Origin of the sequence: Cupriavidus sp. SS-3, from assembly GCF_035818815.1 — a bacterium.
In the GTDB taxonomy this organism is placed as follows: Bacteria; Pseudomonadota; Gammaproteobacteria; order Burkholderiales; family Burkholderiaceae; genus Cupriavidus; species Cupriavidus taiwanensis_C.
Genome location: NZ_JAYLVT010000014.1, coordinates 1 through 20676, shown reverse-complemented (window position 1 = coordinate 20676; position 20676 = coordinate 1). Strand labels below are relative to the sequence as shown.

18 protein-coding genes are annotated in these 20676 nt (G+C 67.2%); 7 read left to right on the top strand and 11 right to left on the bottom strand.

The genetic code is table 11. The features are described from left to right. Positions 1-154: 154 nt before the first annotated feature. The 4 genes from U9J39_RS20725 to U9J39_RS20710 all read left to right on the top strand — a co-directional run bounded on the left by U9J39_RS20725 (position 155) and on the right by U9J39_RS20710 (position 3576). Complete coding sequence (locus U9J39_RS20725) at positions 155-1288, top strand: porin (RefSeq protein WP_115681201.1); 1134 nt, start codon at positions 155-157, stop codon at positions 1286-1288. Between the two features lie 172 nt (positions 1289-1460). Next, the gene (locus U9J39_RS20720) at positions 1461-2462 is read left to right on the top strand and encodes a Bug family tripartite tricarboxylate transporter substrate binding protein (protein WP_115710924.1); all 1002 of its coding nucleotides are present in this window, start codon (positions 1461-1463) and stop codon (positions 2460-2462) included. Between the two features lie 164 nt (positions 2463-2626). Next, positions 2627-3130 carry a MarR family winged helix-turn-helix transcriptional regulator gene (locus U9J39_RS20715; protein ID WP_062801825.1) on the top strand — a complete coding sequence of 168 codons (504 nt, stop codon included), beginning with the start codon at positions 2627-2629 and terminating at the stop codon, positions 3128-3130. Beyond that, positions 3127-3576, top strand: coding sequence for a hypothetical protein (locus tag U9J39_RS20710; RefSeq protein WP_115710926.1), 450 nt, complete (start codon positions 3127-3129; stop codon positions 3574-3576). The genes U9J39_RS20715 and U9J39_RS20710 overlap by 4 nt, the downstream gene beginning before the upstream one ends. A 75-nt stretch (positions 3577-3651) precedes the next feature. On the opposite strand, the gene U9J39_RS20705 is transcribed toward U9J39_RS20710, so the two are convergent. The 4 genes from U9J39_RS20705 to U9J39_RS20690 form a co-directional block, all read right to left on the bottom strand. Next, positions 3652-5334: a long-chain fatty acid--CoA ligase gene (locus tag U9J39_RS20705; protein WP_326347924.1), complete on the bottom strand. Its 1683-nt coding sequence runs from the start codon at positions 5332-5334 to the stop codon at positions 3652-3654. 188 nt (positions 5335-5522) lie between these two features. Further along, positions 5523-6185, bottom strand: coding sequence for a TetR/AcrR family transcriptional regulator (locus tag U9J39_RS20700; protein WP_116313128.1), 663 nt, complete (start codon positions 6183-6185; stop codon positions 5523-5525). Positions 6186-6253: 68 nt separating this feature from the next. Next, positions 6254-7387, bottom strand: coding sequence for an aminopeptidase (locus U9J39_RS20695; protein WP_326347923.1), 1134 nt, complete (start codon positions 7385-7387; stop codon positions 6254-6256). Then, on the bottom strand, positions 7384-9483 hold the full coding sequence (locus U9J39_RS20690; RefSeq protein ID WP_326347922.1) for a molybdopterin-containing oxidoreductase family protein: 2100 nt from the start codon (positions 9481-9483) through the stop codon (positions 7384-7386). Before U9J39_RS20690 ends, U9J39_RS20695 begins: the two co-directional genes overlap by 4 nt. A gap of 288 nt (positions 9484-9771) precedes the next feature. Here U9J39_RS20690 and U9J39_RS20685 point away from each other — a divergent pair, with 288 nt between their 5' ends. Then, positions 9772-10974, top strand: a complete 1203-nt coding sequence (locus U9J39_RS20685) for an ABC transporter substrate-binding protein (RefSeq protein ID WP_326347921.1) — start codon at positions 9772-9774, stop codon at positions 10972-10974. Positions 10975-11066: 92 nt separating this feature from the next. On the opposite strand, the gene U9J39_RS20680 is transcribed toward U9J39_RS20685, so the two are convergent. From U9J39_RS20680 to U9J39_RS20655, 6 genes are all read right to left on the bottom strand, one after another. Then, positions 11067-12128 carry an ABC transporter ATP-binding protein gene (locus tag U9J39_RS20680; RefSeq protein WP_115681210.1) on the bottom strand — a complete coding sequence of 354 codons (1062 nt, stop codon included), beginning with the start codon at positions 12126-12128 and terminating at the stop codon, positions 11067-11069. Next, a complete protein-coding gene (locus U9J39_RS20675) occupies positions 12125-13123 on the bottom strand; it encodes an ABC transporter ATP-binding protein (RefSeq protein WP_018003713.1) in 999 nt (332 codons plus the stop codon). The genes U9J39_RS20680 and U9J39_RS20675 overlap by 4 nt, the downstream gene beginning before the upstream one ends. Before the next feature lie 13 nt (positions 13124-13136). Continuing rightward, complete coding sequence (locus U9J39_RS20670) at positions 13137-14069, bottom strand: ABC transporter permease (protein WP_115710936.1); 933 nt, start codon at positions 14067-14069, stop codon at positions 13137-13139. 3 nt (positions 14070-14072) lie between these two features. After that, complete coding sequence (locus U9J39_RS20665; RefSeq protein ID WP_012353976.1) at positions 14073-15050, bottom strand: ABC transporter permease; 978 nt, start codon at positions 15048-15050, stop codon at positions 14073-14075. Positions 15051-15165: 115 nt separating this feature from the next. Further along, complete coding sequence (locus tag U9J39_RS20660; protein ID WP_116313130.1) at positions 15166-16752, bottom strand: ABC transporter substrate-binding protein; 1587 nt, start codon at positions 16750-16752, stop codon at positions 15166-15168. A 66-nt stretch (positions 16753-16818) separates the two neighbouring features. After that, positions 16819-17019: a hypothetical protein gene (locus U9J39_RS20655; RefSeq protein WP_147299319.1), complete on the bottom strand. Its 201-nt coding sequence runs from the start codon at positions 17017-17019 to the stop codon at positions 16819-16821. A 56-nt stretch (positions 17020-17075) separates the two neighbouring features. Between U9J39_RS20655 and U9J39_RS20650 the strand changes: the two genes are divergently transcribed. Both U9J39_RS20650 and U9J39_RS20645 read left to right on the top strand, forming a co-directional pair. Further along, positions 17076-18269 (top strand): M20 aminoacylase family protein, encoded by a 1194-nt coding sequence (locus tag U9J39_RS20650; protein ID WP_115710942.1) that lies wholly within the window; start codon positions 17076-17078, stop codon positions 18267-18269. Positions 18270-18356: 87 nt separating this feature from the next. Continuing rightward, the gene (locus tag U9J39_RS20645) at positions 18357-19382 is read left to right on the top strand and encodes a DUF2891 domain-containing protein (protein ID WP_115710944.1); all 1026 of its coding nucleotides are present in this window, start codon (positions 18357-18359) and stop codon (positions 19380-19382) included. A 21-nt stretch (positions 19383-19403) separates the two neighbouring features. On the opposite strand, the gene U9J39_RS20640 is transcribed toward U9J39_RS20645, so the two are convergent. Continuing rightward, a complete protein-coding gene (locus U9J39_RS20640; protein WP_116313132.1) occupies positions 19404-20351 on the bottom strand; it encodes a DUF3047 domain-containing protein in 948 nt (315 codons plus the stop codon). Between the last annotated feature and the right edge of the window lie 325 nt (positions 20352-20676).

Here is a 20676-nt window from a genome sequence, read left to right as displayed (position 1 = left end):
AACAAGACAAGGGGTTGGGCCCCAATGGTGAACGAAAAGTTGTTTGTTACAGTACTTCGCAACTTCGAAGGAAGTTTGACGCACGGGAGATGGAGACCATCAGGAGGTTCTCCCGCGCCGTCACCAATAATTCTTACAGTGGAGATCAACGAGCATGAAGAAATCGCTTCTGGCGCTGGCAGCGCTTGGCGCATTTGCTGGGGCGGCGCAGGCCCAATCGAGCGTGACCCTGTACGGTGTGGTCGATGCCAACATCGAATACGTGAGCAACATGTCCAGCGTCACGCCGTCGCTCGCCAACGGCCTCGCAGTCGGCCCGGCGGAAAACGTCTTCCGGCTGACCTCTGGCGGCCTGTCCGGTTCGCGTTGGGGTCTGCGTGGCGTGGAAGACCTGGGCAGCGGCATGAAGGCGCTGTTCGTGCTCGAAAGCGGTTTCGGTCTCGATGACGGCAGGTCGCAGCAAGGCGGCCGACTGTTCGGTCGTCAGGCTTACGTCGGCCTGGAAAGTGCCCAGGTCGGCCGCTTCACCTTCGGTCGCCAGTACACCACGCTGTTCGACATGATGGCCAACTTCTCGCCGACCGGCTACGCCACCCAGTATGAACCGGTGGTGGCGCAACTGGGCCTTAACTTCCGCTCGGACAACACCGCCAAGTACACCGGCAAGTTCGGTCCGGTCACGGGGATCGCCCACTGGTCGTTCGGCAACGGCGTGGCCGGCGCCGGCGAGGTCCCGGGCCAGTTCCGCCGCGACACCGGCTACGGTGCCGGCCTGGCGTGGGCAGCAGGCCCGTTCGGCATTTCGGCGGCCTACGACCAGTACAACCCGACCCTGAACGCCGCCGGCGGCACCGGCGACTTCAAGAAGGCGGCCGTCGCCGCCAGCTACGCCTTCGGCCCCGCCAAGCTGATGGCCGGCTACCGCTGGGGCATGAACAAGGCTCCCAACGACAACACCATCCTGAAGGACAACTACTACTGGGTCGGTGCCAACTACCAGGTCAGCCCGGCGCTGGGCCTGACGCTCGCCTACTTCTACGACGACGTCAAGAACCTGAACCTGGCCGCCACCGGCACCACCAACAACATCAAGAACCCCTGGCAGATCTCGTTTGTCGCGGACTACAACCTGTCCAAGCGCACCGACGTCTACCTGACCGCTGCCTTCTCGAAGAACGCCGGCCTGAACTTCGACACCTCGGCAATCAGCTTCGCCAACGGTTACTTCCTGGGTACCGGCGAAGACAAGATGATTGGCGCCGCCATCGGCATCCGCCACAAGTTCTAAGCAGTCCAAGCTCGAACTGGAAAGGCACCTCCGGGTGCCTTTTTTCATTGGCAGGACCGCGCCCCACGATACGCCATAGGGCATCACCTCATCGGCTCCGTCGCGGGTGCCAACTAGAATGCACTGACCATGCCGCCGTCAGGTGCCGCGGCCAATCCCAGGGAGACCAAGCATGCAACCCACTCGCCGGCGCGTCGTTGCGCTGCTGCTGTCCGCCAGCCTCGGCGCGCTCGCCGGCCAGCCGGCGCTGGCCGCCGACCCGTATCCGGCCAAGCCGATCCGGCTGGTGGTGCCCTTTGCCGCCGGCGGCACCACCGACATCCTGGCGCGCGCGGTGGCGGCCGAGCTGGCCAAGCTGCCGGGCTGGAACGTGGTGGTCGACAACAAGCCGGGCGCCGGCGGCAATATCGGCGCCGACATCGTCGCCAAGGCCGCGCCCGACGGCTACACGCTGCTGATGGGCACGGTCGGCACCCACGGCATCAACCAGTCGCTGTACGGCAAGCTGCCATTCGACCCGATCAAGGACTTCGCGCCGATCACCGAGGTGGCGGCGGTGCCCAACGTGCTGGTGCTCAATCCGGCGTTTGCGCAGCAGCACAAGATCGACAGCGTCAAGGACCTGATCGCCTATGCGCGCGCCAACCCCGGCAAGATCAACATGGCCTCGAGCGGCAACGGCACCTCGATCCACCTGGCCGGCGAGCTGTTCAAGACGCAAACCCGGACCTTCATGGTGCACTTCCCGTACAAGGGCAGCGGGCCCGCGCTGACCGACCTGGCGGGGGGCACCATGCAGGTGATGTTCGACAACCTGCCGTCGTCGATGGCGCTGATCAAGAGCGGCAAGCTCAAGGCGCTGGCCGTGACCAGCGCCCGGCCGTCGCCGGCGCTGCCGGGCGTGCCCACCATCGCCCAGGCGGCCGGCCTGCCGCAGTACGAGGCCAGTTCCTGGTTCGGCATGCTGGCGCCGGCGGGCACGCCGCCGGACGTGATCCAGCGCATCCATCAGGAAGTGGCCAAGGCGCTGGGCGCCCCGGCGGTGCGCGAGCGGCTGCAGGCACAGGGCGCCGAGCCGGTCGGCAACACGCCAGAGCAGTTCGCCGCCTTCATCCGCGCCGAAACCGCGAAATGGGCCAAGGTGGTCAAGGATTCAGGCGCCAAGGTGGATTGAGGCAGGACTCGGCCGGATCGGCTTGAATTGATCGCCGGCAGGGCCGCGGCGCTTGTCGGGTACATATCGCGCATATACTTGAGGCATCAAATGTCAGCCGCCCGCAGCGTGGGGCGGCCCCGGCGGCGCTTGCCGCACACCTGCCACCCCAGGCCGCACCGAAGATGCCAAACCTGTCTCCTGCGGCCGGCGCCGAGAGCGCGCCGGTCGACCTCGAAACCCGCGCCGACCACACCGAGCACGAGGCCCTGCGGCTGTGGCTGCGGCTGCTGACCTGCACCAACCTGATCGAAGCCGATATCCGCTCGCGGCTGCGCCAGGACTTCGCCTGCACCCTGCCCCGCTTCGACCTGATGGCGCAGCTCGACCGCCATCCCGAGGGGCTCAAGATGGGCGAACTGTCGCGCCGCATGATGGTGACCGGCGGCAACGTCACGGGCATCACCGACCAGCTGCAGCAGGAAGGGCTGGTCTCGCGCGAGGCCCTGCCCACCGATCGGCGCGCCTACCTGATCCGCCTGACGCCGGCCGGGCGCGCCGCGTTCTCGCGCATGGCGCGCGCGCACGAGGACTGGATCGGGCAACTGTTCTCGGGCCTGGCCGAGACCGACCGGCGCGCCTTGTTCCGACTGCTGGGCCGGCTCAAATCCGGCCTGATCTCGCCATGAAACCGCTTGCCATCCTTACCCTGTGCGGCGCGCTGCCGGTGCTGGCCGCATGCGGCAGCACGCCGCAGCCACCGCAGGTCACCCCGGTGAACGCCACCATCAAGCTTGGCCACGTCACGGAAAGGGTGTTCCTGACCCGCCTGGACGTGGCCCAGGTGCCTTCCTACTACGGCGGCGGCACCAGTGTCGGCGTGGGTGCGGCGAGCGGCAGCCACGGCGGCGGCGGCGTGGGCGTGGGCTTCGCCTTCGACCTGAGCCGGCTGTTCAGCAAGCCGGCGCCGGTGCAGCAGGTGGACCTGTTCCAGTACAAGGTGCGCACCCTGGACGGCGCGATGGTGTCGGCCAACGCACCGGCGGCGCCGGGACTGGAGCCTGGCGCCTGCGTACGCGTGATCTACCCCGACGGCGGCCAGGAGGCGCGCCTGGCGCCGTCGAACGAGTGCTGAGCCTGAACGGCCCCGCCTGAACGCACAACGGCCTCCAAGGAGGCCGTTGTCGTTTGCCGTGGCGGAAGGGCCGGATCAGGCTGCCGCGCGGCTGTCGCGCAGTTCGCGCCGCAGGATCTTGCCGACGTTGGTCTTCGGCAGCTCGGTGCGGAACTCGACGTACTTGGGCCGCTTGTAGCCGGTCAGGCGCTCCTTGCAGAATTCGATCACGTCGGCCTCGGTCAGCCCCGGGTCCTTCTTCACCACGAACAGCTTGACCACCTCGCCCGAGTGCGTGTCCGGCACGCCGACCGCCGCCACTTCCAGCACGCCCGGGCACTCCGCCACCACGCCTTCGACTTCGTTCGGATAGACGTTGAAGCCCGACACCAGGATCATGTCCTTCTTGCGGTCGACGATCTTCGTGTAGCCGCGCTCGTCCATCACGCCGATGTCGCCGGTCTTGAAGAAGCCGTCCGGAGTCATGACCTTGGCGGTCTCGTCCGGGCGGTTCCAGTAGCCGGCCATCACCTGCGGGCCGCGGATGCAGATCTCGCCGGGCTGGCCCAGCGGCACGTCGTTGCCGTCGTCGTCGCGGATCACGACTTCGGTCGACGGCAGCGGCATGCCGATGGTGCCCGAGAACGCGTCGGTGTCGGTCGGGTTGCAGGTGGCCGACGGCGAGGTCTCGGACAGCCCGTAGCCCTCGATGATGGGGCAGCCGGTCTTGGCCAGCCATTGCTTGGCCACCGCCTCCTGCACCGCCATGCCGCCGCCGTTGGCCACGCGCAGGCCGGAGAAGTCGACCTTGCCGATCTCCGGGTTGTTGAGCAGCGCGTTGTACAGCGTGTTGACGGCCGGGAACATGTTGAACTTGTACTTCTGCAGTTCCTTGATGAAGCCCGGGATGTCGCGCGGGTTCGGGATCAGCACGCTGGTGCCGCCGCTGCGCATGTCCAGAAGGCAGCAGACCGTCAGCGCGAAGATGTGGTACAGCGGCAGCGCGGTGATGGTGATGGGCTGGTCGATATGCGCGCCCTTGTTCAGCGCCGGCTGCATCCACGCCTCGGACTGCAGCACGTTGGCGACCACGTTACGGTGCAGCAGCACCGCGCCCTTGGACACCCCGGTGGTGCCGCCCGTGTACTGCAGGAAGGCGATGTCGTCGGGGCCGGTGGTGGCCGGCTGCAGCGTCAGCTTGCGGCCTTCGGCCAGCACGCTGTTGAAGCGCACGCAGTTGGGCAACTCCCACGCCGGCACCATCTTCTTGACATTGCGCACGACGAAATTGACGATCGCGCCCTTCAGCCCGCCCAGCATATCGCCCATGCTGGCCACCACCACGTGCTTGACCGGGGTCCGGGGCAGCACCTGCTGCAGCGTCGCGGCAAAGTTCTCCAGGATCACGATGGCTTCGGCGCCGCTGTCCTTGAGCTGGTGCTCGAGCTCGCGCGGGGTGTAGAGCGGGTTGACGTTGACCACCACGAATCCCGCGCGCAGCACCGCGGCCAGCACCACCGGGTATTGCAGCACGTTGGGCATCATGATCGCCACGCGCGCGCCGGGACGCAGCCCGCGTGACTGCAGCCACGCGGCAAAGTGAGAGGAGAGCCGGTCCAGTTCACCGTAGGTGATGGCCTTGTCCATGCAGATGAAGGCCTTGCGGTCGGCATAGGTGTGGAATGACGCCTCGAGCAGCGCAGCGAGCGAGCGGAACTGGCTGGCATCGATCTCGGCAGGGACGCCGGCCGGGTAGTGTTTCAGCCAAATTCTTTCCATAGCACCGTCTCCTGAATTTCTGAATGGTCGTTCGATTTTGCCGAGATGCTAAACGTGCGTTCCGGTTAAAACAACAACTTAGACGAAGTCCTCAGGGTCGTCCGCCCATTCTTTGCGCCCATGGCGAGCATTATGCGCCACCGACCGGACATAGGCAGCGGGATAACCCCTAGGTGCCCGCGCCGCGCTCAACCGTCGCTGGGCAGCACCAGCTTCATCATGCTGGCGGCGAGTTCCCGCGCCAGGGTTTCGGGGTCGGTGCGCCCGGGTTCGTGCCAGGTGTAAAGGAACCCGACCACACTGCCGATCGAATGCGCGGTCACGCGTGCATCGCCAAAGGCGAACACGCCCTCGCGCTTGCCTTCGTCCAGCAGCGCATAGAGGTCGCGATAGAACTCGCGCGCCATGCTGTCGAGCCAGGACACGGTGTCCGGGCGCAGGTACTGCCGGTCGCGGAAGCTCAGCGTGGCCGGCACGTGGCAAGCGATGCAGCGCCGCGCCATCTCGAGCAGGCAGGCATGCAGCCGGGCCAGCACGGGTTGCGCCGGGTCCGCGGTCTCGCGGATCACGGGCAGGCAGGTCTGGGCCGACTCGCGGCACAGGATGTCGAAGATCTCGTACTTGTCGGTGAAGTAGTAATAGACCGCCGGCTTGGTCACGCCCAGCGCACGGCACAGGTCGTTCATGGTCATGCCGGGGTAGCCCTTGCTGTAGAACAGCTGCGCGGCGGTATCGAGGATCTGCCGGCGGCGCGCCTCCTGACGCTCGGCGATATGCGGGCGGGCCGGCTGGGGCTCCGGCGGCGCGCCCGACGGCGGCGCCAGCGGTTCGGATCTTGGAGCAATCGACATGACGGCATTCTCGCACGCGGCGCGGGGAGCGCAGCACCGTGGTTACCCGCCCAGGGAGCGCCTGCGGCCTAGTTGACGGCGGCCTTGCCGCCCGCGGTCAGCGTGTCGGTGCGGGTCGCCGGCGGCGCCAGCCGGCGCAATGCCGCCTCGCGCTCGCGGGCGGGCAGCGCGCCGATGCGGCGCGCCTCGTCGTAGAAGCGCTGCCAGTCGCCGTCGCAGCGCGCCAGCAGCGCGGTAAAGGCCGGCACCCATTGCTGGTAGGTCGCCACCGCGGCCAGGTGGGCGTTGGTCAGCGGCTGGTCGAACCAGCGGTCATAGCCGCTGTAGCCGCCCCACTCCACGCGCAGCCGCGCATAGCCGGCGCGCAGGTCGGCAAAGATCTTGGCCTTGCCCTCGCGCTTGGCGGCGTCGTCGAGCGGGGTCTGGTACAGCGCCACCAGCCGGTCGCGCGTGCCCAGCAGCAGCGCGCGGAACTGCTGGCGCCGGGCATCGTACTGGCGATAGCTGGTACGCGCGTCCTCCGACGCATCCTGGTCCAGCCAGCGTTCCACGCCGGCCGCTTCGACCGCGGTGGCGAAGGACTCGTTGAACGCGGTGTCGTTGCGCACGTACACTACCTGGTGCGCCAGTTCATGAAAGATCAGCCGCGCCAGCTCGCCCTCGGGCAGGTAGACGAAGGTGTTGAGCAGCGGGTCATCGAAATAGCCCAGCGTCGAATAGGCGGGGACGCCGGCCACATAGGTCTCGAGCCCGTCGCGGCGCAGGCCTTGCGCGTACTGCTCGGCGTCGGACTGGGCGTAGTAGCCGCGGTAGCTGATGCAGCCGACGATGGGGAAGCACCACTTGCGCAGTTCCATCGACAGCTCGGGCGTGGCGAACACGCTCCACACCACGTAGGGCCGGTGCAGGTTGGCGTAGCGGCGGTAGCTGCCGTTGTCGGGCAGCTTCAGCTCGCGCGAGGCGAAGTCGCGCATGCGGCCGGCCAGCGCCAGCCGCTGCGCCAGGCGCGCATCGTTGGCGTCGCGCGCGCTGGCGATGGCGTCGGTGAGCGGCTGCGCCTGGGCCATCACGCCGAGATGGCCGCCGATCGACTGCGCGTAGTAGCCGACCGCCTCGCATCCCGCCGTCACCACCACCAGGGCCGACAGCACCGCCGCCCCCACGAGTGCCGCCCAGCCGCGGCGGCCGCGCGGCCGCGTCATGCCGCCTCGACCGCCCCTTGCGCGCAGGCTTCGACCTGCACCAGGCAGTCGTAGAACACCGGCGCGCGGCCCAGGTCGGTCAGGCGCTGGCTGGTCAGCTCATTGGCGTTCTTGCCGTCGGACGCAAGCTTCTTCCACCAGATCGACAGCCCCACCACCAGTCCGCGCCGGGCGCGATCGGTGACGCGTGCGCGTGCCACCATGCTGCCGCGGTCATTGAAGGCGCGCACCAGCGCGCCGTGCACGATGCCGCGCTCGGCGGCGTCGGCGGGATGGATGTCCAGGTGCGGCTCGCCCTCGGTGGCGCGCAGGCTGTCGACGTTGACGAACGAGCTGTTGAGGAAATTGCGCGCCGGCGGCGAGATCATCGCCAGCGGATAGCGCGCCGCCAGTTCCGGCGCGGTCTGCGGCGCTTCGTATTGCGGCACGTAGTCGGGCAGCGGGTCGAAGCCGTCGCGCGCCATCGGCTCGGAATAAAACTGGCACTTGCCCGATGCCGTGGGGAAGCCGCCCTCGGCGAACGGCGCCGCCGGCAGCGCCAGCTTCTGCCAGCCCTGCGCTTTCAGCGAATCCCAGCTGATGCCGGCCGCGCGCGCATCGTCCGGCAGGATCGCCTGCGCGGCAATCGCCTCGTCGCTGTCGGCAAAGCAGTCCTCGGTAAAGCCCATGCGCTGCGCCAGCCGGCGGAAGATCTCGGTGTTGGGCAGGGCCTCGCCCAGCGGCGCGATGGCGGCGTTGTTGGCCAGGAAATAGGTATGGCCGTAGGCCTTGTGCACGTCGGTGTGCTCGAGCTGCGTGGTCGCGGGCAGGATGATGTCGGCATAGTCGGCGGTATCGGTGCGGAAATGCTCCAGCACCACCGTGAACAGGTCCTCGCGCGCGAAGCCGGCCGCGACCTTGCCGGATTCCGGCGCCACCGCCACCGGGTTGCTGTTGTAGACCACCACCGCCTCGATGCGCGGCGCGCCCCCGGCCAGCAAGGCATCGCCGATGGTGCTCATGTTGACCAGGCGCGGCAGCTGCTGCGGCCATCCCGGCAGCAGGTCCGGGCGCTGCAGCGCGGCTTCGTTGATCGGGAAGAAACCCGAGGTCGACAACTGCAGGCCACCCGCCGGATGGCGCCAAGCGCCCACCAGCGAGGGCAGGCACGCCACCGCGCGCACCGCCTGGCCGCCGCCGTGCACGCGCTGCATGCCGTAGTTCAGCCGGATCGCCACCGGCTGGCGCTCGCGCACCGCGAGCTGGCCGTAGAGCCCGGCCAGCCATTCGATGTCCTCGACCGGGATGCCGCAGATCTCGGCGGCGCGCGCCGGCGGATAGGCCTGCGCGCGCTCGCGCAGCGCCTCGAAGCCCACGGTGTGGCGTTCGATGTAGTCGTGGTCGAGCAGGTCGTCGCGGATCAGCACGTGCATCAGCGCCAGCGCCAGCGCGCCGTCGGTGCCGGGCATCGGCGCGATATGGCGGTGGCACTTCTCGGCGCTGAGCGAACGGTACGGGTCGATCGCCACCAGCGTGGCGCCGCGCCGCTTGGCCTCCTGCGCGCGGGTCCAGAAGTGCAGGTTGGAGGCAATCGGGTTGCCGCCCCAGATGATCACCAGCTTGGCATCGACCACGTGCTCCATGTCCATGCCCACGCTGGCGCCGTAGGTGTAGCGCAGTGCGGTGGCGCCGGCGCTGGCGCAGATGGTGCGGTCCAGCCGCGACGCGCCCAGCTTGTTGAAGAAGCGCGCCGCCATGCTCTCGCCCTGCACCAGCCCCATGGTGCCGGCATAGCTGTACGGCACGATCGCCTGCGGATCGCGTGCGGCGATCGCCTGCAGGCGCGTGGCGATGGTATCGAGCGCCTCATCCCACGAGATCGGCGCGAACTTGCCCTCGCCCTTCTGGCCGACGCGCTTCATCGGCGTCAGCAGGCGGTCCGGGTGGTAGGTGCGCTCGGTGTAGCGCGACACCTTGGTGCAGAGCACGCCTTGCGTGCCGGGATGGTCGGGATCGCCCGCTACCTTGACGGCGCGGCCGTCCTCGACGGTGACGAGCAAGGCACAAGTATCGGGGCAGTCATGCGGGCAGGCGGCGCGGACGATGCGGGAAGCCATGGGGTCTCCGGGCGGGGCTGTGTTGTTTTCGTTCGGTCGTACGGAACGGGAGATGCCGGCGCAGGCCGCGGATGGCAGCGCCTGCGTCGCGCCGGCCGGCGGCGCATTCCCCCGGGCGTGCGGGGCGACGGCGGGGAGTATCTCGTCCCGATTGTATTCGATTATGATGTGCCGGCGCGCTCGCGGCACAGACCGGGACGCGCACCATGCCGCACGATCCAGCAGCTCGCCGGCGCAGACCGGCCAACGCGGCGAACGGGTAACCGAACCATCATTCGCGGGGGGTTTATGTCTTTCCGATCCGGGGTCAACGGCCGGCTTGCCGGCCTGCTGGTGGCGTGCGCCATCGGCACCGGCGGCGCGTCCTGCGCCGCCTTGGCGGCGAACACCGCAACCACTGCTGCCACATCCGAGCAAGGCGTCACCGCCGACACCATCCTGCTGGGCCAGTCCGCCGCGCTGACGGGCCCGACCGCCGTACTCGGCAAGCAGATGAACTCTGGCGCGCGGCTGTACTTCGACCACATCAACCAGCAGGGCGGCATCCACGGGCGCAAGATCCGGCTCGAGGCGCTGGACGACTATTACGAACCCGAACCAGCGGCCAAGAACACGAAGAAGCTGATCGAAGAGGATCGCGTCTTCGCCCTGTTCGGCTATGTCGGCACGCCCACCAGCCAGGCCGCGCTGCCGCTGGCGATCCAGGCCAGGGTGCCGTTCTTCGGTCCATACACCGGCGCGCAGTCGCTGCGCGAGCCGCGCAGCCGCTACGTGTTCCATGTCCGCGCCGGCTACAACGAGGAAACCGCGGCCATCGTGCGCCAGATCCAGACCACCGGGCTCAAGCGCGTGGCCGTGGTCTACAACGAGGATGCCTACGGCAAGGCCGGCCTGGACGGGCTGGAGCGCGCGCTCAAGGCCGCGCCCGACAGCGGCGTGGAGATCGTCGCGCGCGAGCCCGTGGTGCGCAACACCACGGAGATCGGCGACGCCATGCAGGGCTCGATGAAGGCAAAGCCCGACGCGGTGGTCATGATCAGCGCCTACCGCACCGCCGGCGCGTTCGTGAAGGAAGCGCTGCGCCGCGGCTACAACGGCCAGTTCTACAACGTGTCCTTCGTCGGCACGCAGGCGCTGGCCAACGTGGTCGGCGCGCAGGGCAGCGGCGTGATCATCTCGCAGGTCATGCCGCACCCGGGCAACGCCACGCTGCCGATCGTGCGCGAATACCTGCGCCTGCTGCAGGCCGCGGGCAAGCCCAGCGAATTCGACTATGCCAGCATCGAGGGCTTCATCGCCGCCAAGACCTTCACCGAAGGCCTGCGCCGCGCGGGCAAGGACCTGACGCGCGAGAAGCTGGTGACCGCACTGGAATCGATGCGCAACTACGACCTGGGCGGCTTCATCGTCAACTTCACGCCCGAGAACCATGTCGGCTCGAAGTTCGTGGAGATGACGATCATCAATTCGAAGGGCCAGGTGATCCGCTGACGCGCTCAGCGTGACCGCATGTTGTCTCCCCTCTCCCCCGCCCCTCTCCCATAAATGGGAGAGGGGAGCAAACCAACGCCGGTTGAAACGCCCTACTTCATGTCATTCAAATGGCATGCAGAGAACCGCAGCGGCGCAATCTCCTTGAGCAGCGGCTGCTCTTCGCGGCAACGCGGCATCGCGTGCGGGCAGCGCGGATGGAAATGGCAGCCGCTCGGCGGGTGCAGCGGCGACGGGATCTCGCCGCGGATCGCGACGTAGTTCTTGCGCGCCACCTCCAGCTTGGGCGCCTCCGCCAGCAGCGCCTGCGTATAGGGATGGTTGGGCGCGGCGAACACGTCTTCGGTCGGTGCGGATTCGACCACCCGTCCCAGGTACATGATCACCACCCGGTCGCTGATGTGCTTGACCACGCCCAGGTCGTGGCTGATGAACAGGTAGGTCAGGTTCAGTTCTTCACGCAGGCGCATGAACAGGTTCAGCACCTGCGCCTGGATCGACACGTCCAGCGCCGCCACCGATTCGTCGCAGACCAGGAACTCGGGCTTCACCGCGAGCGCGCGCGCGATGCCGATGCGCGCGCGCTGGCCACCGGAAAACTGGTGCGGAAAGCGGCGCAGCACGGTCGGGTCCATGCCCACGCGCACCAGCATGTCTTCGACATAGCCCTTTTGCGCGCCGCGTTCGACCATGCCGTGCACCACCGGCGCCTCGCCGACGATATCGAGCACGCGCAGCCGCGGGTTGAGCGAGGCGTACGGGTCCTGGAAGATCATCTGGATCGCCAGCTGCTTTTCACGGCGCTTGTCGGGCGGCAGGTGATCCAGGTTGGTGCCGCGCCACAGGCGCTCGCCTTCGGTCAGCGAGTGCAGTCCCACGGCCATGCGCCCGAGCGTGGATTTGCCGCAGCCGGATTCGCCCACCAGCCCGACCACCTCGCCGGCGCGGATGCTCAGGTCGACGCGGTCCACCGCATGCACCACCTCTTCGCGCGCATGCGCGCCGAACAGGTTGGCGATGCGCGCCGCCGCATCGAGCGACTTGACGAAGCGCTTGGACACGCCGCGCAGTTCGAGGATCGGCGCAGCGGGCGTCGCGCCTTCCTGCCCGGCCGGTTCGGTCATCGGGCGGGATTGCAGTGCAGTGGCGTTCATGCCGCCTCCTGGTTGGCGAGCACCGGATGGAAGCAGCGCAGGCGGCGCCCGTCCGCGGCGGTTTCCAGCGGGGGTTCGGTCTTGCAGGCCGCGGTCGCATAGGGACAGCGCTCGCGGAACGAGCAGCCGCCCGGCAGGTTCAGCAGCGAAGGCGTCATGCCCGGGATCTGCCGCAGCGGCGCGCCGCGCGGATTGCGCGACGGCGCCGAACTGATCAGCCCGTGCGTGTAGGGATGTTCGGGGTGCTCCAGTACCTGGCGCACGTCGCCGGCCTCGACGATCTTGCCGGCATACATCACGCATACCGAATCGGCCAGTCCCGCCACCACCGACAGATCGTGCGTGATCCAGATCAGCGCAGTGCCGGACTCGCGGCACAGGGTCTGCATCTCGTACAGGATCTGGCCCTGGATGGTGACGTCGAGCGCCGTGGTCGGTTCGTCGGCAATGATCAGGTCGGGCTTGTTCAGCAGCGCCGTGGCAATCGCCACGCGCTGGCGCATGCCGCCCGAGAACTGGTGCGGATAGGCCTGCAGGCGCTCGTCCGGCGACGGAATGCCGACCCGTGCCAGCGCATTGCGCGCGCGCTCGCGCGCCACCGCCTTGCTCACGTTCTCATGTGCCAGCACCGCCTCGATCATCTGCGTGTCGATGCGCAGCACCGGGTTGAGCGTCATCATCGGATCCTGGAAGATCATCGCGATGCGGTTACCGCGCACGTCGCGCTGCTGCGCCGGCGTGAGCGCGCGCAGGTCGCGCGTGACGCCGTCGCGGCTGGTCAGCGCGATGCGCCCGTCGACGATCTTCCCCGGCGGGTCGATCAGGCCCATGATCGAATAGCCGGTCATGGACTTGCCCGAGCCGGACTCGCCGACCAGCCCCATGATCTCGCCGCGGCCCACGGTGAAGGACACGTCGTCGACGGCCCGGGCGATGCCGCCGCGCGTATAGAAATGCGTTTTCAGGTGTTCGACCACCAGTGTCGGTTGTGCCATGTTGCGCTCCCGGTTATTGCGTCTGCAGGCGCGGGTTCAGCACATCGCGCAGCTGGTCGGCGACCAGGTTCATCGCCACGATGGTGACCACCAGCGCGATGCCCGGGAAAAAACTGATCCAGTACTTGCCCGACAGCATGTACTGCTGGCCGTTCGAGATCAGCGAACCGAGCGACGGCTCGGTGATCGGCACCCCCAGCCCGAGGAAGGACAACGTGGCCTCCAGCGTGATCGCCGAGGCCACCTGCAGCGCCGCGATCACGATCAGCGGCGGCAGGCAGTTGGGCAGCAGGTGGCGGAACATGATGCGCGCGGGCGGCAGGCCCAGGCAGGTGGCGGCTTCGATGTACTCCTTGCGCCGTTCGACCAGCGCGGCGCTGCGCGTGGTGCGCGCATAGTAGGCCCACTGCACCGCGACCAGCGCGATCACGATATTGCCCAGCCCCGGGCGCAGGAAGGCCAGCAGGATCAGCGCCAGCAGGATCGGCGGGAACGACAGCTGCAGGTCCGCCACGCGCATGATGAAGGCTTCGGTGCGCCCGCCCAGGAAACCGGCCAGCAGGCCGAGCGTGGCACCCAGCAGCAGCGCGATCAGGGTGCTGACCACGCCCACGCCGATGCTGATGCGCAGCCCGTACATCACCGCCGACAGGATGTCGCGGCCCTGCTCGTCCGAGCCCAGCAGGAAGGTCATGCCGCTGCCAGCCTGCTCGCCCGGCGCCAGGCGCGCGTCGAGCACGTCCAGCGTGGCCAGGTCATACGGGTTCTGCGGCGCCAGCCACGGCGCGAAGATGGCGATCAGGATGATGATCACCAGCGTGGCCAGCCCGGCCACGGCAATCTTGCTGGCGAAGAACTCGGCGGCAAAGCGCCGCCACGGGGATTGCTCGCGCGCCGCGGCGGGCGGCGGCGTCTTGTCTTCGGGTTCGACAGTGACGGCGGTCATGGCTCAGCCCTTGTTGTCGGCAATGCGCACGCGCGGATCGAGCATGCTGTAGATGATGTCCACCACCAGGTTGATCAGGATGAACAGCGTCACGATCACCATCAGGTAGGCGACGATCACCGGCCGGTCCAGCAGCTGGATCGAGTCGATGATGAGCTTGCCCATGCCGGGCCAGGCGAAGATGGTCTCGGTCACGATCGCAAAGGCGATGATCGAGCCGAACTGCAGCGCGATCACGGTGACGATGGGGATCAGGATGTTCTTCAGCACGTGCACGCCGACGATGCGGGTATTGGACAAGCCCTTGGCGCGCGCGAACTTGACGTAGTCCTGCAGCATCGCCTCCTGCGTGCCGGCGCGCGTGAGCCGGATCACCATGGCGATGTTGAGCAACGACAGCGTCACGGCGGGCAGGATCAGGTGGCGGATCCCGTCCGCGGTCAGGAAGCTGAGCGGGATGCCCAGCACGCGCACGGTTTCGCCGCGGCCGTTGGACGGCAGCCAGCCCAGCTGCACCGCGAACACCATGATCAGCATCAGCCCGACCCAGAAGGTAGGCAGCGAAAAGCCGAGGATCGACACCGTCATGATCGACTTGCCGGCAATGCCCTTGGGCCGCAGCCCGGCCCACAGGCCCAGCGGGATGCCCAGCACGATCGCCAGCAGGATCGCGCAGACCGCCAGCTCCATGGTCGCCGGCATGCGCTCGAAGATCAGCTTGAGCGCCGGCGTGCCATGCGCGAACGACGTGCCCAGGTTGCCTTGCAGCGCGTTCTGCAGGAACACCCAGTACTGCTCCCACAGCGGCTTGTCCAGGCCCAGCGCCGCGATGGTGCGCTTGATGTCCTCCTGGTCGGCCTGCGGGTTGATCAGGATGTCGACGGGATTGCCGATGGCAAAGACGCCGAGGAAAACCAGCAGCGACATGACGAAGAGCACGACCACGCTCTGCATCAGGCGCCGGATGATAAAGACCAGCATATTCGAACCACTTTCCTTTCGCGCGGGAATGCGCACGCCGCCCGGAAGCGCGTGGCGCTTCCAGGCGGCGCGGCAGCCATGCGCGGCACCGCGAACTCAGCAGCAGGCAGCCTGCTTACTGGGGCTTGAAATTATGCGCGTACGTGCGCTCGTCGGTGCGCGGCACGTAGACGATGCCCTTCTGCGTGGCCCAGGTGGTGACCTGCTGGTGGATCGGGATGATACCGCCATCGTTGATCGCGATCGCGGTGGCTTCCTGCAGCAGCTTGGAGCGCTCGGTGTCGTCCACCGTCGACAGCGCCTTTTCCAGCACCACGTCCATCTTCGGGTTGCAGTACTCGCCCCAGTTGGTGGTGCCGAAGCCCTTCTTGCTGTCTTCGCACGCCAGCAGCGCGCGCAGCGGCGAGCTGACCTCGCCGGTCTGCGCGCCCCAGCCGAGCAGGCCGAACGACCACTCGTGCTTGATGCCCTTGGACGAGTACGTTGCCATCGGCATGCCCTCGACCTTGGTCGCGATGCCGATGCGGGTCAGGTTCTGCGCGATGGTCTGGGCAATCTTCTCGTCGTTGACGTAGCGGTTGTTGGGCGTGTGCAGCGTCACGCCGAAGCCGTTGGGGAAGCCCGCCTCGGCCAGCAGCTTCTTCGCGCCCTCGGGGTCGTACTTGACCGTCTTCAGGTTGGGGTTGTAGCCGAACAGCGTGGGCGGCACCAGGTTGTTGGTAGGCTCGGACAGGCCTTCCATCAGCCGGTCCTTGATGCCCTGCCGGTTGATCGCCATGCTGATGGCGTTGCGCACGCGCGTGTCCTTCAGCGGGTTCTTGTCCAGTGGCGCGCCTTCCTTGGTGGTGACGTAAGGCGACTTGTCGCGCTTGGCATCGAAGTACAGGTAGATCACGCGGTGCGAGATCTTGGAGAAGAACGCCAGCTTGGGATCCTTGCGCACCTTGGGCAGGTCGGGCGTGGGCACGTTCTCGATGGCCTGCACATCGCCCGACAGCAGCGCCGCCAGGCGCGTCGCCGGGTTGGGGATGAAGCGCAGCGTGACCTTGTCCCAGGCCGGCTTGTTGCCCCAGTAATCGTTGTTGCGCACCAGCTCGACCCGGTCGTCGCGCGCATAGCTGACGAACTTGAACGGGCCGGTGCCGACCATGCCCTTGCCCTGCGCGAAGTCATCCGAGCCCAGACCCTGCGTGGCCTTCTTCTGCACGATGAAGATCGAGGTCAGGTCGTTCAGCATCAGCGGATACGGCTGGGCGGTGGTGAGCTGGATGGTGTGCTTGTCGATGATCTTCTTGTTGACGATCGCCTTGGTGTAGACGTCGAACTTGCCCGGGCTGTTCTGGATCGTGGCGGGGCGGTCGAGCGACCAGATCACGTCCTCGGCGGTCAGTTCGGAGCCGTCGTGGAACTTCACGCCCTTGCGGATCTTGAATTCCCACGTGAGGTTGTTGACCAGCTTCCACGACTCGGCCAGGCCCGGGATGATGCGGCTGTCCGGGTCCATCTTGGTCAGCGAGTCGAAGATATGCTCGGAAACATTGATGTTGGAGAACAGGTTGTAGAAGTGCGGATCCATCGAGGTCGGCGGCGAACTCATGGCCAGTTTGAGGTCCGCGGCCTGGGCGGTACCGGCCAGCGCGAGGCCAAGGGCCCCCGCCACCGCCACCGCGCCAATTGCCTTCTTGAAAGTGCGAAGGGACATCGCGCAATTCTCCCTGTAGGAAGTGAAGCAGACGTTTTAGGATCGGCAATGCGCGCGCGCAGCGGGTCACGAGCGGCGCTGCTTTTTGGTGCGATGGGGCATCACAAAGCGACGGTATTGCCGGCCGGGCACTTCAAGCATGAACTGTTCCAGCAGTGCACATGCCACGGCAATGCGGGGAAACCCACCCGCGCCGGCATATTGCACTGCGCCAAGGCGACGATCGCGCAGCAAATCGTCGCGTTTTGGCGCTTTCGCGACAGGCATCGTATGATCCGGGTATCCAATTGCTAACGCCTTCGACTCCAAGGCCGCCCGGCATCATGAAGCTGATCCCCGAAATCCTGCAGGCACAAGCCGAAATCCGCGCGATCCGGCGCGACATCCACGCCCATCCTGAACTCTGCTTCGAAGAGCAGCGCACCGCGGACGTAGTCGCGCGCAACCTGGAAGCGTGGGGCATCGAAGTCCACCGCGGGTTGGGCACCACCGGCCTGGTCGGTGTGATTCGCAATGGCAGCAGCACGGGCACCATCGGCCTGCGCGCCGACATGGACGCATTGCCGCTGCAGGAAGCCAATACCTTCGACCACCGCTCGCAGCACACCGGCAAGATGCACGCGTGCGGCCATGACGGCCACACCGCCATGCTGCTGGGTGCGGCGCGCTACCTGGCACAGCACAAGCCCTTCGACGGCACCGTGCACCTGATCTTCCAGCCGGCCGAAGAAGGCGGCGGCGGCGCGCGCGAGATGATCAAGGACGGCCTGTTCGAGCGCTTTCCGTGCGACGCGGTGTTCGGCGTGCACAACTGGCCGGGCATGCCGACGGGTGCCTTCGGCACGCGCGCGGGCCCGCTGATGGCCTCGAGCAACGAGTTCCGCATCGTCGTGCGCGGCAAGGGCGCGCATGCGGCCATGCCCAACAACGGCAACGACCCGGTGTTCACCGCGGCGCAGATCGTGTCTGCGCTGCAGGGCATCATCACGCGCAACAAGCGCCCGATCGATACTGCGGTGATCTCGGTCACGCAGTTCCATGCCGGCGATGCCACCAACATCGTGCCGGACCAGGCCTGGATCGGCGGTACCGTGCGTACCTTCACGGTGCCGGTGCTCGACCTGATCGAGCGGCGCATGGAAGAGGTGGCGCGCGCGGTGGCGGCCGCATTCGACTGCACCATCGAATACGAATTCCACCGCAACTATCCGCCCACCATCAACAGCGAGGCCGAGACCGGCTTTGCCGCCGCGGTCGCCGCCGAGCTGGTCGGCGCGGACAACGTCGACAGCAACGTCGAGCCCACCATGGGCGCCGAGGATTTCTCGTTCATGCTGCAGCACAAGCCCGGTTGCTATCTGTTCCTGGGCAATGGCGACGGCGGCCATCGCGATGCCGGCCATGGCATCGGGCCTTGCATGCTGCACAACCCCAGCTACGATTTCAACGACGAACTGCTGCCGGTCGGCTCGACCTTCTTCGTGCGGCTGGTGGAGAAGTGGCTCGCACCTGCCTGATGGCAGGTAGTTGATGGCATAGACCAGAGCGTGCCCGAGCACGCCTGCCTGAGCAGGGCAATACGATCACAAAGGGGAGCTTCGGCGATGGGGCGTTCGGCGCTGGATCGCGAGACCGCGCGCAGCTTTGCGCGCGTGGCGCTGGAGAATATCCTGCGCCGTTATCCGTACAAGCTGGACCACATGATGGCGGGCGCCGGCGATCTCGCCGGGCCGGCCGCCTGGCATCCGGTGTTTTGCGGCAGCTACGACTGGCACTCCAGCGTGCATATGCACTGGCTGCTGGTGCGGTTGCTGGCACTGCATCCGGACCTCGAGGAAGGGCCGCGCATCCGCGCCATGCTGGACGCCCAGTTGCGTCCGGACGCGATGGCCGCCGAACTCGCGTATTTCCGCCGGCCCGACTCAAGCACCTTCGAGCGTCCCTACGGCTGGGGCTGGATGCTGAAGTTGCAGGCCGAGCTGCTGGCGCTGGCACGGCACGACCCGCATGCCACGGCCTGGGCCGAGGCCTGCGCGCCGCTGGCCTCGCACTTATCGCAGCAATTGGCGGATTTCCTCGATGCGGCAGCGTTTCCGGTGCGCACCGGGACCCACTACAACAGCGCCTTCGCGCTGGTCATGGCGCTTTCCTATGCGCGCGCGCATCAGGATCTGGCCTTGCGGCGCGCCATCGTACGGCGCGCCCACCGCTGGTTCGGCCACGACCAGAAGTATCCGGCCCGCTACGAGCCCGGCGGTGACGAGTTCCTGTCCGGCGGACTGACCGAAGCCGTGCTGATGCACGCCGTGATGGACGGCTGCGCGTTTTCGGAATGGTGGGAGTTGTTCGTGCCGGGCCAGGCCGAACTGGCCAACTGGCTGACACCGGTCACGGTGACCAACCGCGGCGACCCCAAGGCCGCACACCTGGACGGCCTGAACCTGTCGCGTGCGTGGTGCTGGCGCATGCTGGAACCCGCCCTGCCCGATCCGCTGCGGCCGCTGGCAATCCGCGCGTGGTCTGACCATATCGAGGCGTCGCTGCCCCAGGCGGTGGAGGGCGAGTATGTGTCCACGCATTGGCTGGCCTCGTTCGCGGTGCTCGCGCTGGCCGAGCCGATCGGCGGCTGAGGGCGCCGCCGGCGCGGCAACCTAATCCAGCGCGATGTCGCCGTACCAGGCTTCGGCCTTGCTCTTGGTATTGTCGGTATCGGTCATGATGCCGACTGCGATGACGCGGCCGGGGTCGGTCCCGAACGCCTTGCGGTAGTCGGCGCGCAGATCGCGCTCGTGGCAACGCCACTCATTGGCGTGCTTCATGCCGCTATCCACTACGATCATGCGCACGCGATCGGTATGCGGGTTTTTCACCACCGCGCCTTCCGCGCGCTGCCCGCCCCAGATATACATCAGCGTCGCGTACGGCATCTCGCGCCCGGTGGTCAGCCGCGCCATCTCGTACATCAGCTGGTCCTTGAGCGGCAGCGCGCCCTTGTCGCCGTCGAACGCGACAAAAAGGCGCAGCGGCGAATCCTCGCGCGGGCCATGGCTGTTGTCGGCGTTGCGGATGATGCCGCTGGTCTTCCAGGTCCAGCGCAGCATGCCGGCGTCGCGCTCGCGCAGCGGCACATAGAGGCCGGAGGCCGAACTGTCGGCCTTGGCGTGCACCACGACACGCTGGTCGACCTCGGCCATCGAGTAAGTGGTGGGAATCTTGTTGCGGTTGATGGTCCACGGCTGCCAGCCAACGGGCAGCCGGTTGCCGCGTGGGGAAACCGAAAACAACGGCAGCGTGGCGAGGGTGGCCGGCGAGGCGTCGGCGGGTTCGCCATCGTCCCCTGCTTCCGCATCGGCCGCCAGCGGGTTGGCGGCGGCCAGGGCATCGGGTTCAATGACCGCGGTCTCGGCCTGCGCGGCGGCGTGGGCGGCCATGCGCTCGGTGAAGGCCTGGCAATCAATGGCGGAGCCCGAGGCAATCGGGGCGGTGGGAGCCGAGCCGCCTTGCGGTGGGGAAGGTTGAGGGGAAGTGGAAGCGCACCCTGCCAGCAGCAGCGCGCCGGCGGCGCCAGTCAAAACCAGCCGGAACCTCTTGGCCGTCATGTAACCCCTCGAAACCCGAAATCGCGGACCCGCTCTGTCGGCATCGGCCCGCTCTATTGCTCACTGCTTGCTGCAAACGCGTGTTGCAACCGCCTTCGTGCCACCCGTTGGCACTTGAGGGTCGAACATAGCAGAAGGCGGACCGGGCAGGAATGCGCCACGACCCGCAATGCAGCATGAAAACAACGGGGATCGGCGTGCCGGCGTTAGGGCAATAGCGAGCGCAGCATTTCCGCCGCGCCAAAGACAAAACCCCTCGCAGCACACGCTGTCGAGGGGTTTTGCACAATAAGAGCCTGGCGATGACCTACTTTCACACGGGAAT

What these genes read in the sequence shown, in the direction of transcription:
- U9J39_RS20685 (WP_326347921.1), top strand. Translation starts at nt 9,772, where the DNA reads ATGTCTTTCCGATCCGGGGTCAACGGCCGGCTTGCCGGCCTGCTGGTG.
- U9J39_RS20715 (WP_062801825.1), top strand. Translation starts at nt 2,627, where the DNA reads ATGCCAAACCTGTCTCCTGCGGCCGGCGCCGAGAGCGCGCCGGTCGAC.
- U9J39_RS20675 (WP_018003713.1), bottom strand. Translation starts at nt 13,123, where the DNA reads ATGGCACAACCGACACTGGTGGTCGAACACCTGAAAACGCATTTCTAT.
- U9J39_RS20660 (WP_116313130.1), bottom strand. Translation starts at nt 16,752, where the DNA reads ATGTCCCTTCGCACTTTCAAGAAGGCAATTGGCGCGGTGGCGGTGGCG.
- U9J39_RS20690 (WP_326347922.1), bottom strand. Translation starts at nt 9,483, where the DNA reads ATGGCTTCCCGCATCGTCCGCGCCGCCTGCCCGCATGACTGCCCCGAT.
- U9J39_RS20645 (WP_115710944.1), top strand. Translation starts at nt 18,357, where the DNA reads ATGGGGCGTTCGGCGCTGGATCGCGAGACCGCGCGCAGCTTTGCGCGC.
- U9J39_RS20720 (WP_115710924.1), top strand. Translation starts at nt 1,461, where the DNA reads ATGCAACCCACTCGCCGGCGCGTCGTTGCGCTGCTGCTGTCCGCCAGC.
- U9J39_RS20705 (WP_326347924.1), bottom strand. Translation starts at nt 5,334, where the DNA reads ATGGAAAGAATTTGGCTGAAACACTACCCGGCCGGCGTCCCTGCCGAG.
- U9J39_RS20695 (WP_326347923.1), bottom strand. Translation starts at nt 7,387, where the DNA reads ATGACGCGGCCGCGCGGCCGCCGCGGCTGGGCGGCACTCGTGGGGGCG.
- U9J39_RS20670 (WP_115710936.1), bottom strand. Translation starts at nt 14,069, where the DNA reads ATGACCGCCGTCACTGTCGAACCCGAAGACAAGACGCCGCCGCCCGCC.
- U9J39_RS20680 (WP_115681210.1), bottom strand. Translation starts at nt 12,128, where the DNA reads ATGAACGCCACTGCACTGCAATCCCGCCCGATGACCGAACCGGCCGGG.
- U9J39_RS20640 (WP_116313132.1), bottom strand. Translation starts at nt 20,351, where the DNA reads ATGACGGCCAAGAGGTTCCGGCTGGTTTTGACTGGCGCCGCCGGCGCG.
- U9J39_RS20665 (WP_012353976.1), bottom strand. Translation starts at nt 15,050, where the DNA reads ATGCTGGTCTTTATCATCCGGCGCCTGATGCAGAGCGTGGTCGTGCTC.
- U9J39_RS20725 (WP_115681201.1), top strand. Translation starts at nt 155, where the DNA reads ATGAAGAAATCGCTTCTGGCGCTGGCAGCGCTTGGCGCATTTGCTGGG.
- U9J39_RS20710 (WP_115710926.1), top strand. Translation starts at nt 3,127, where the DNA reads ATGAAACCGCTTGCCATCCTTACCCTGTGCGGCGCGCTGCCGGTGCTG.
- U9J39_RS20650 (WP_115710942.1), top strand. Translation starts at nt 17,076, where the DNA reads ATGAAGCTGATCCCCGAAATCCTGCAGGCACAAGCCGAAATCCGCGCG.
- U9J39_RS20700 (WP_116313128.1), bottom strand. Translation starts at nt 6,185, where the DNA reads ATGTCGATTGCTCCAAGATCCGAACCGCTGGCGCCGCCGTCGGGCGCG.
- U9J39_RS20655 (WP_147299319.1), bottom strand. Translation starts at nt 17,019, where the DNA reads ATGCCTGTCGCGAAAGCGCCAAAACGCGACGATTTGCTGCGCGATCGT.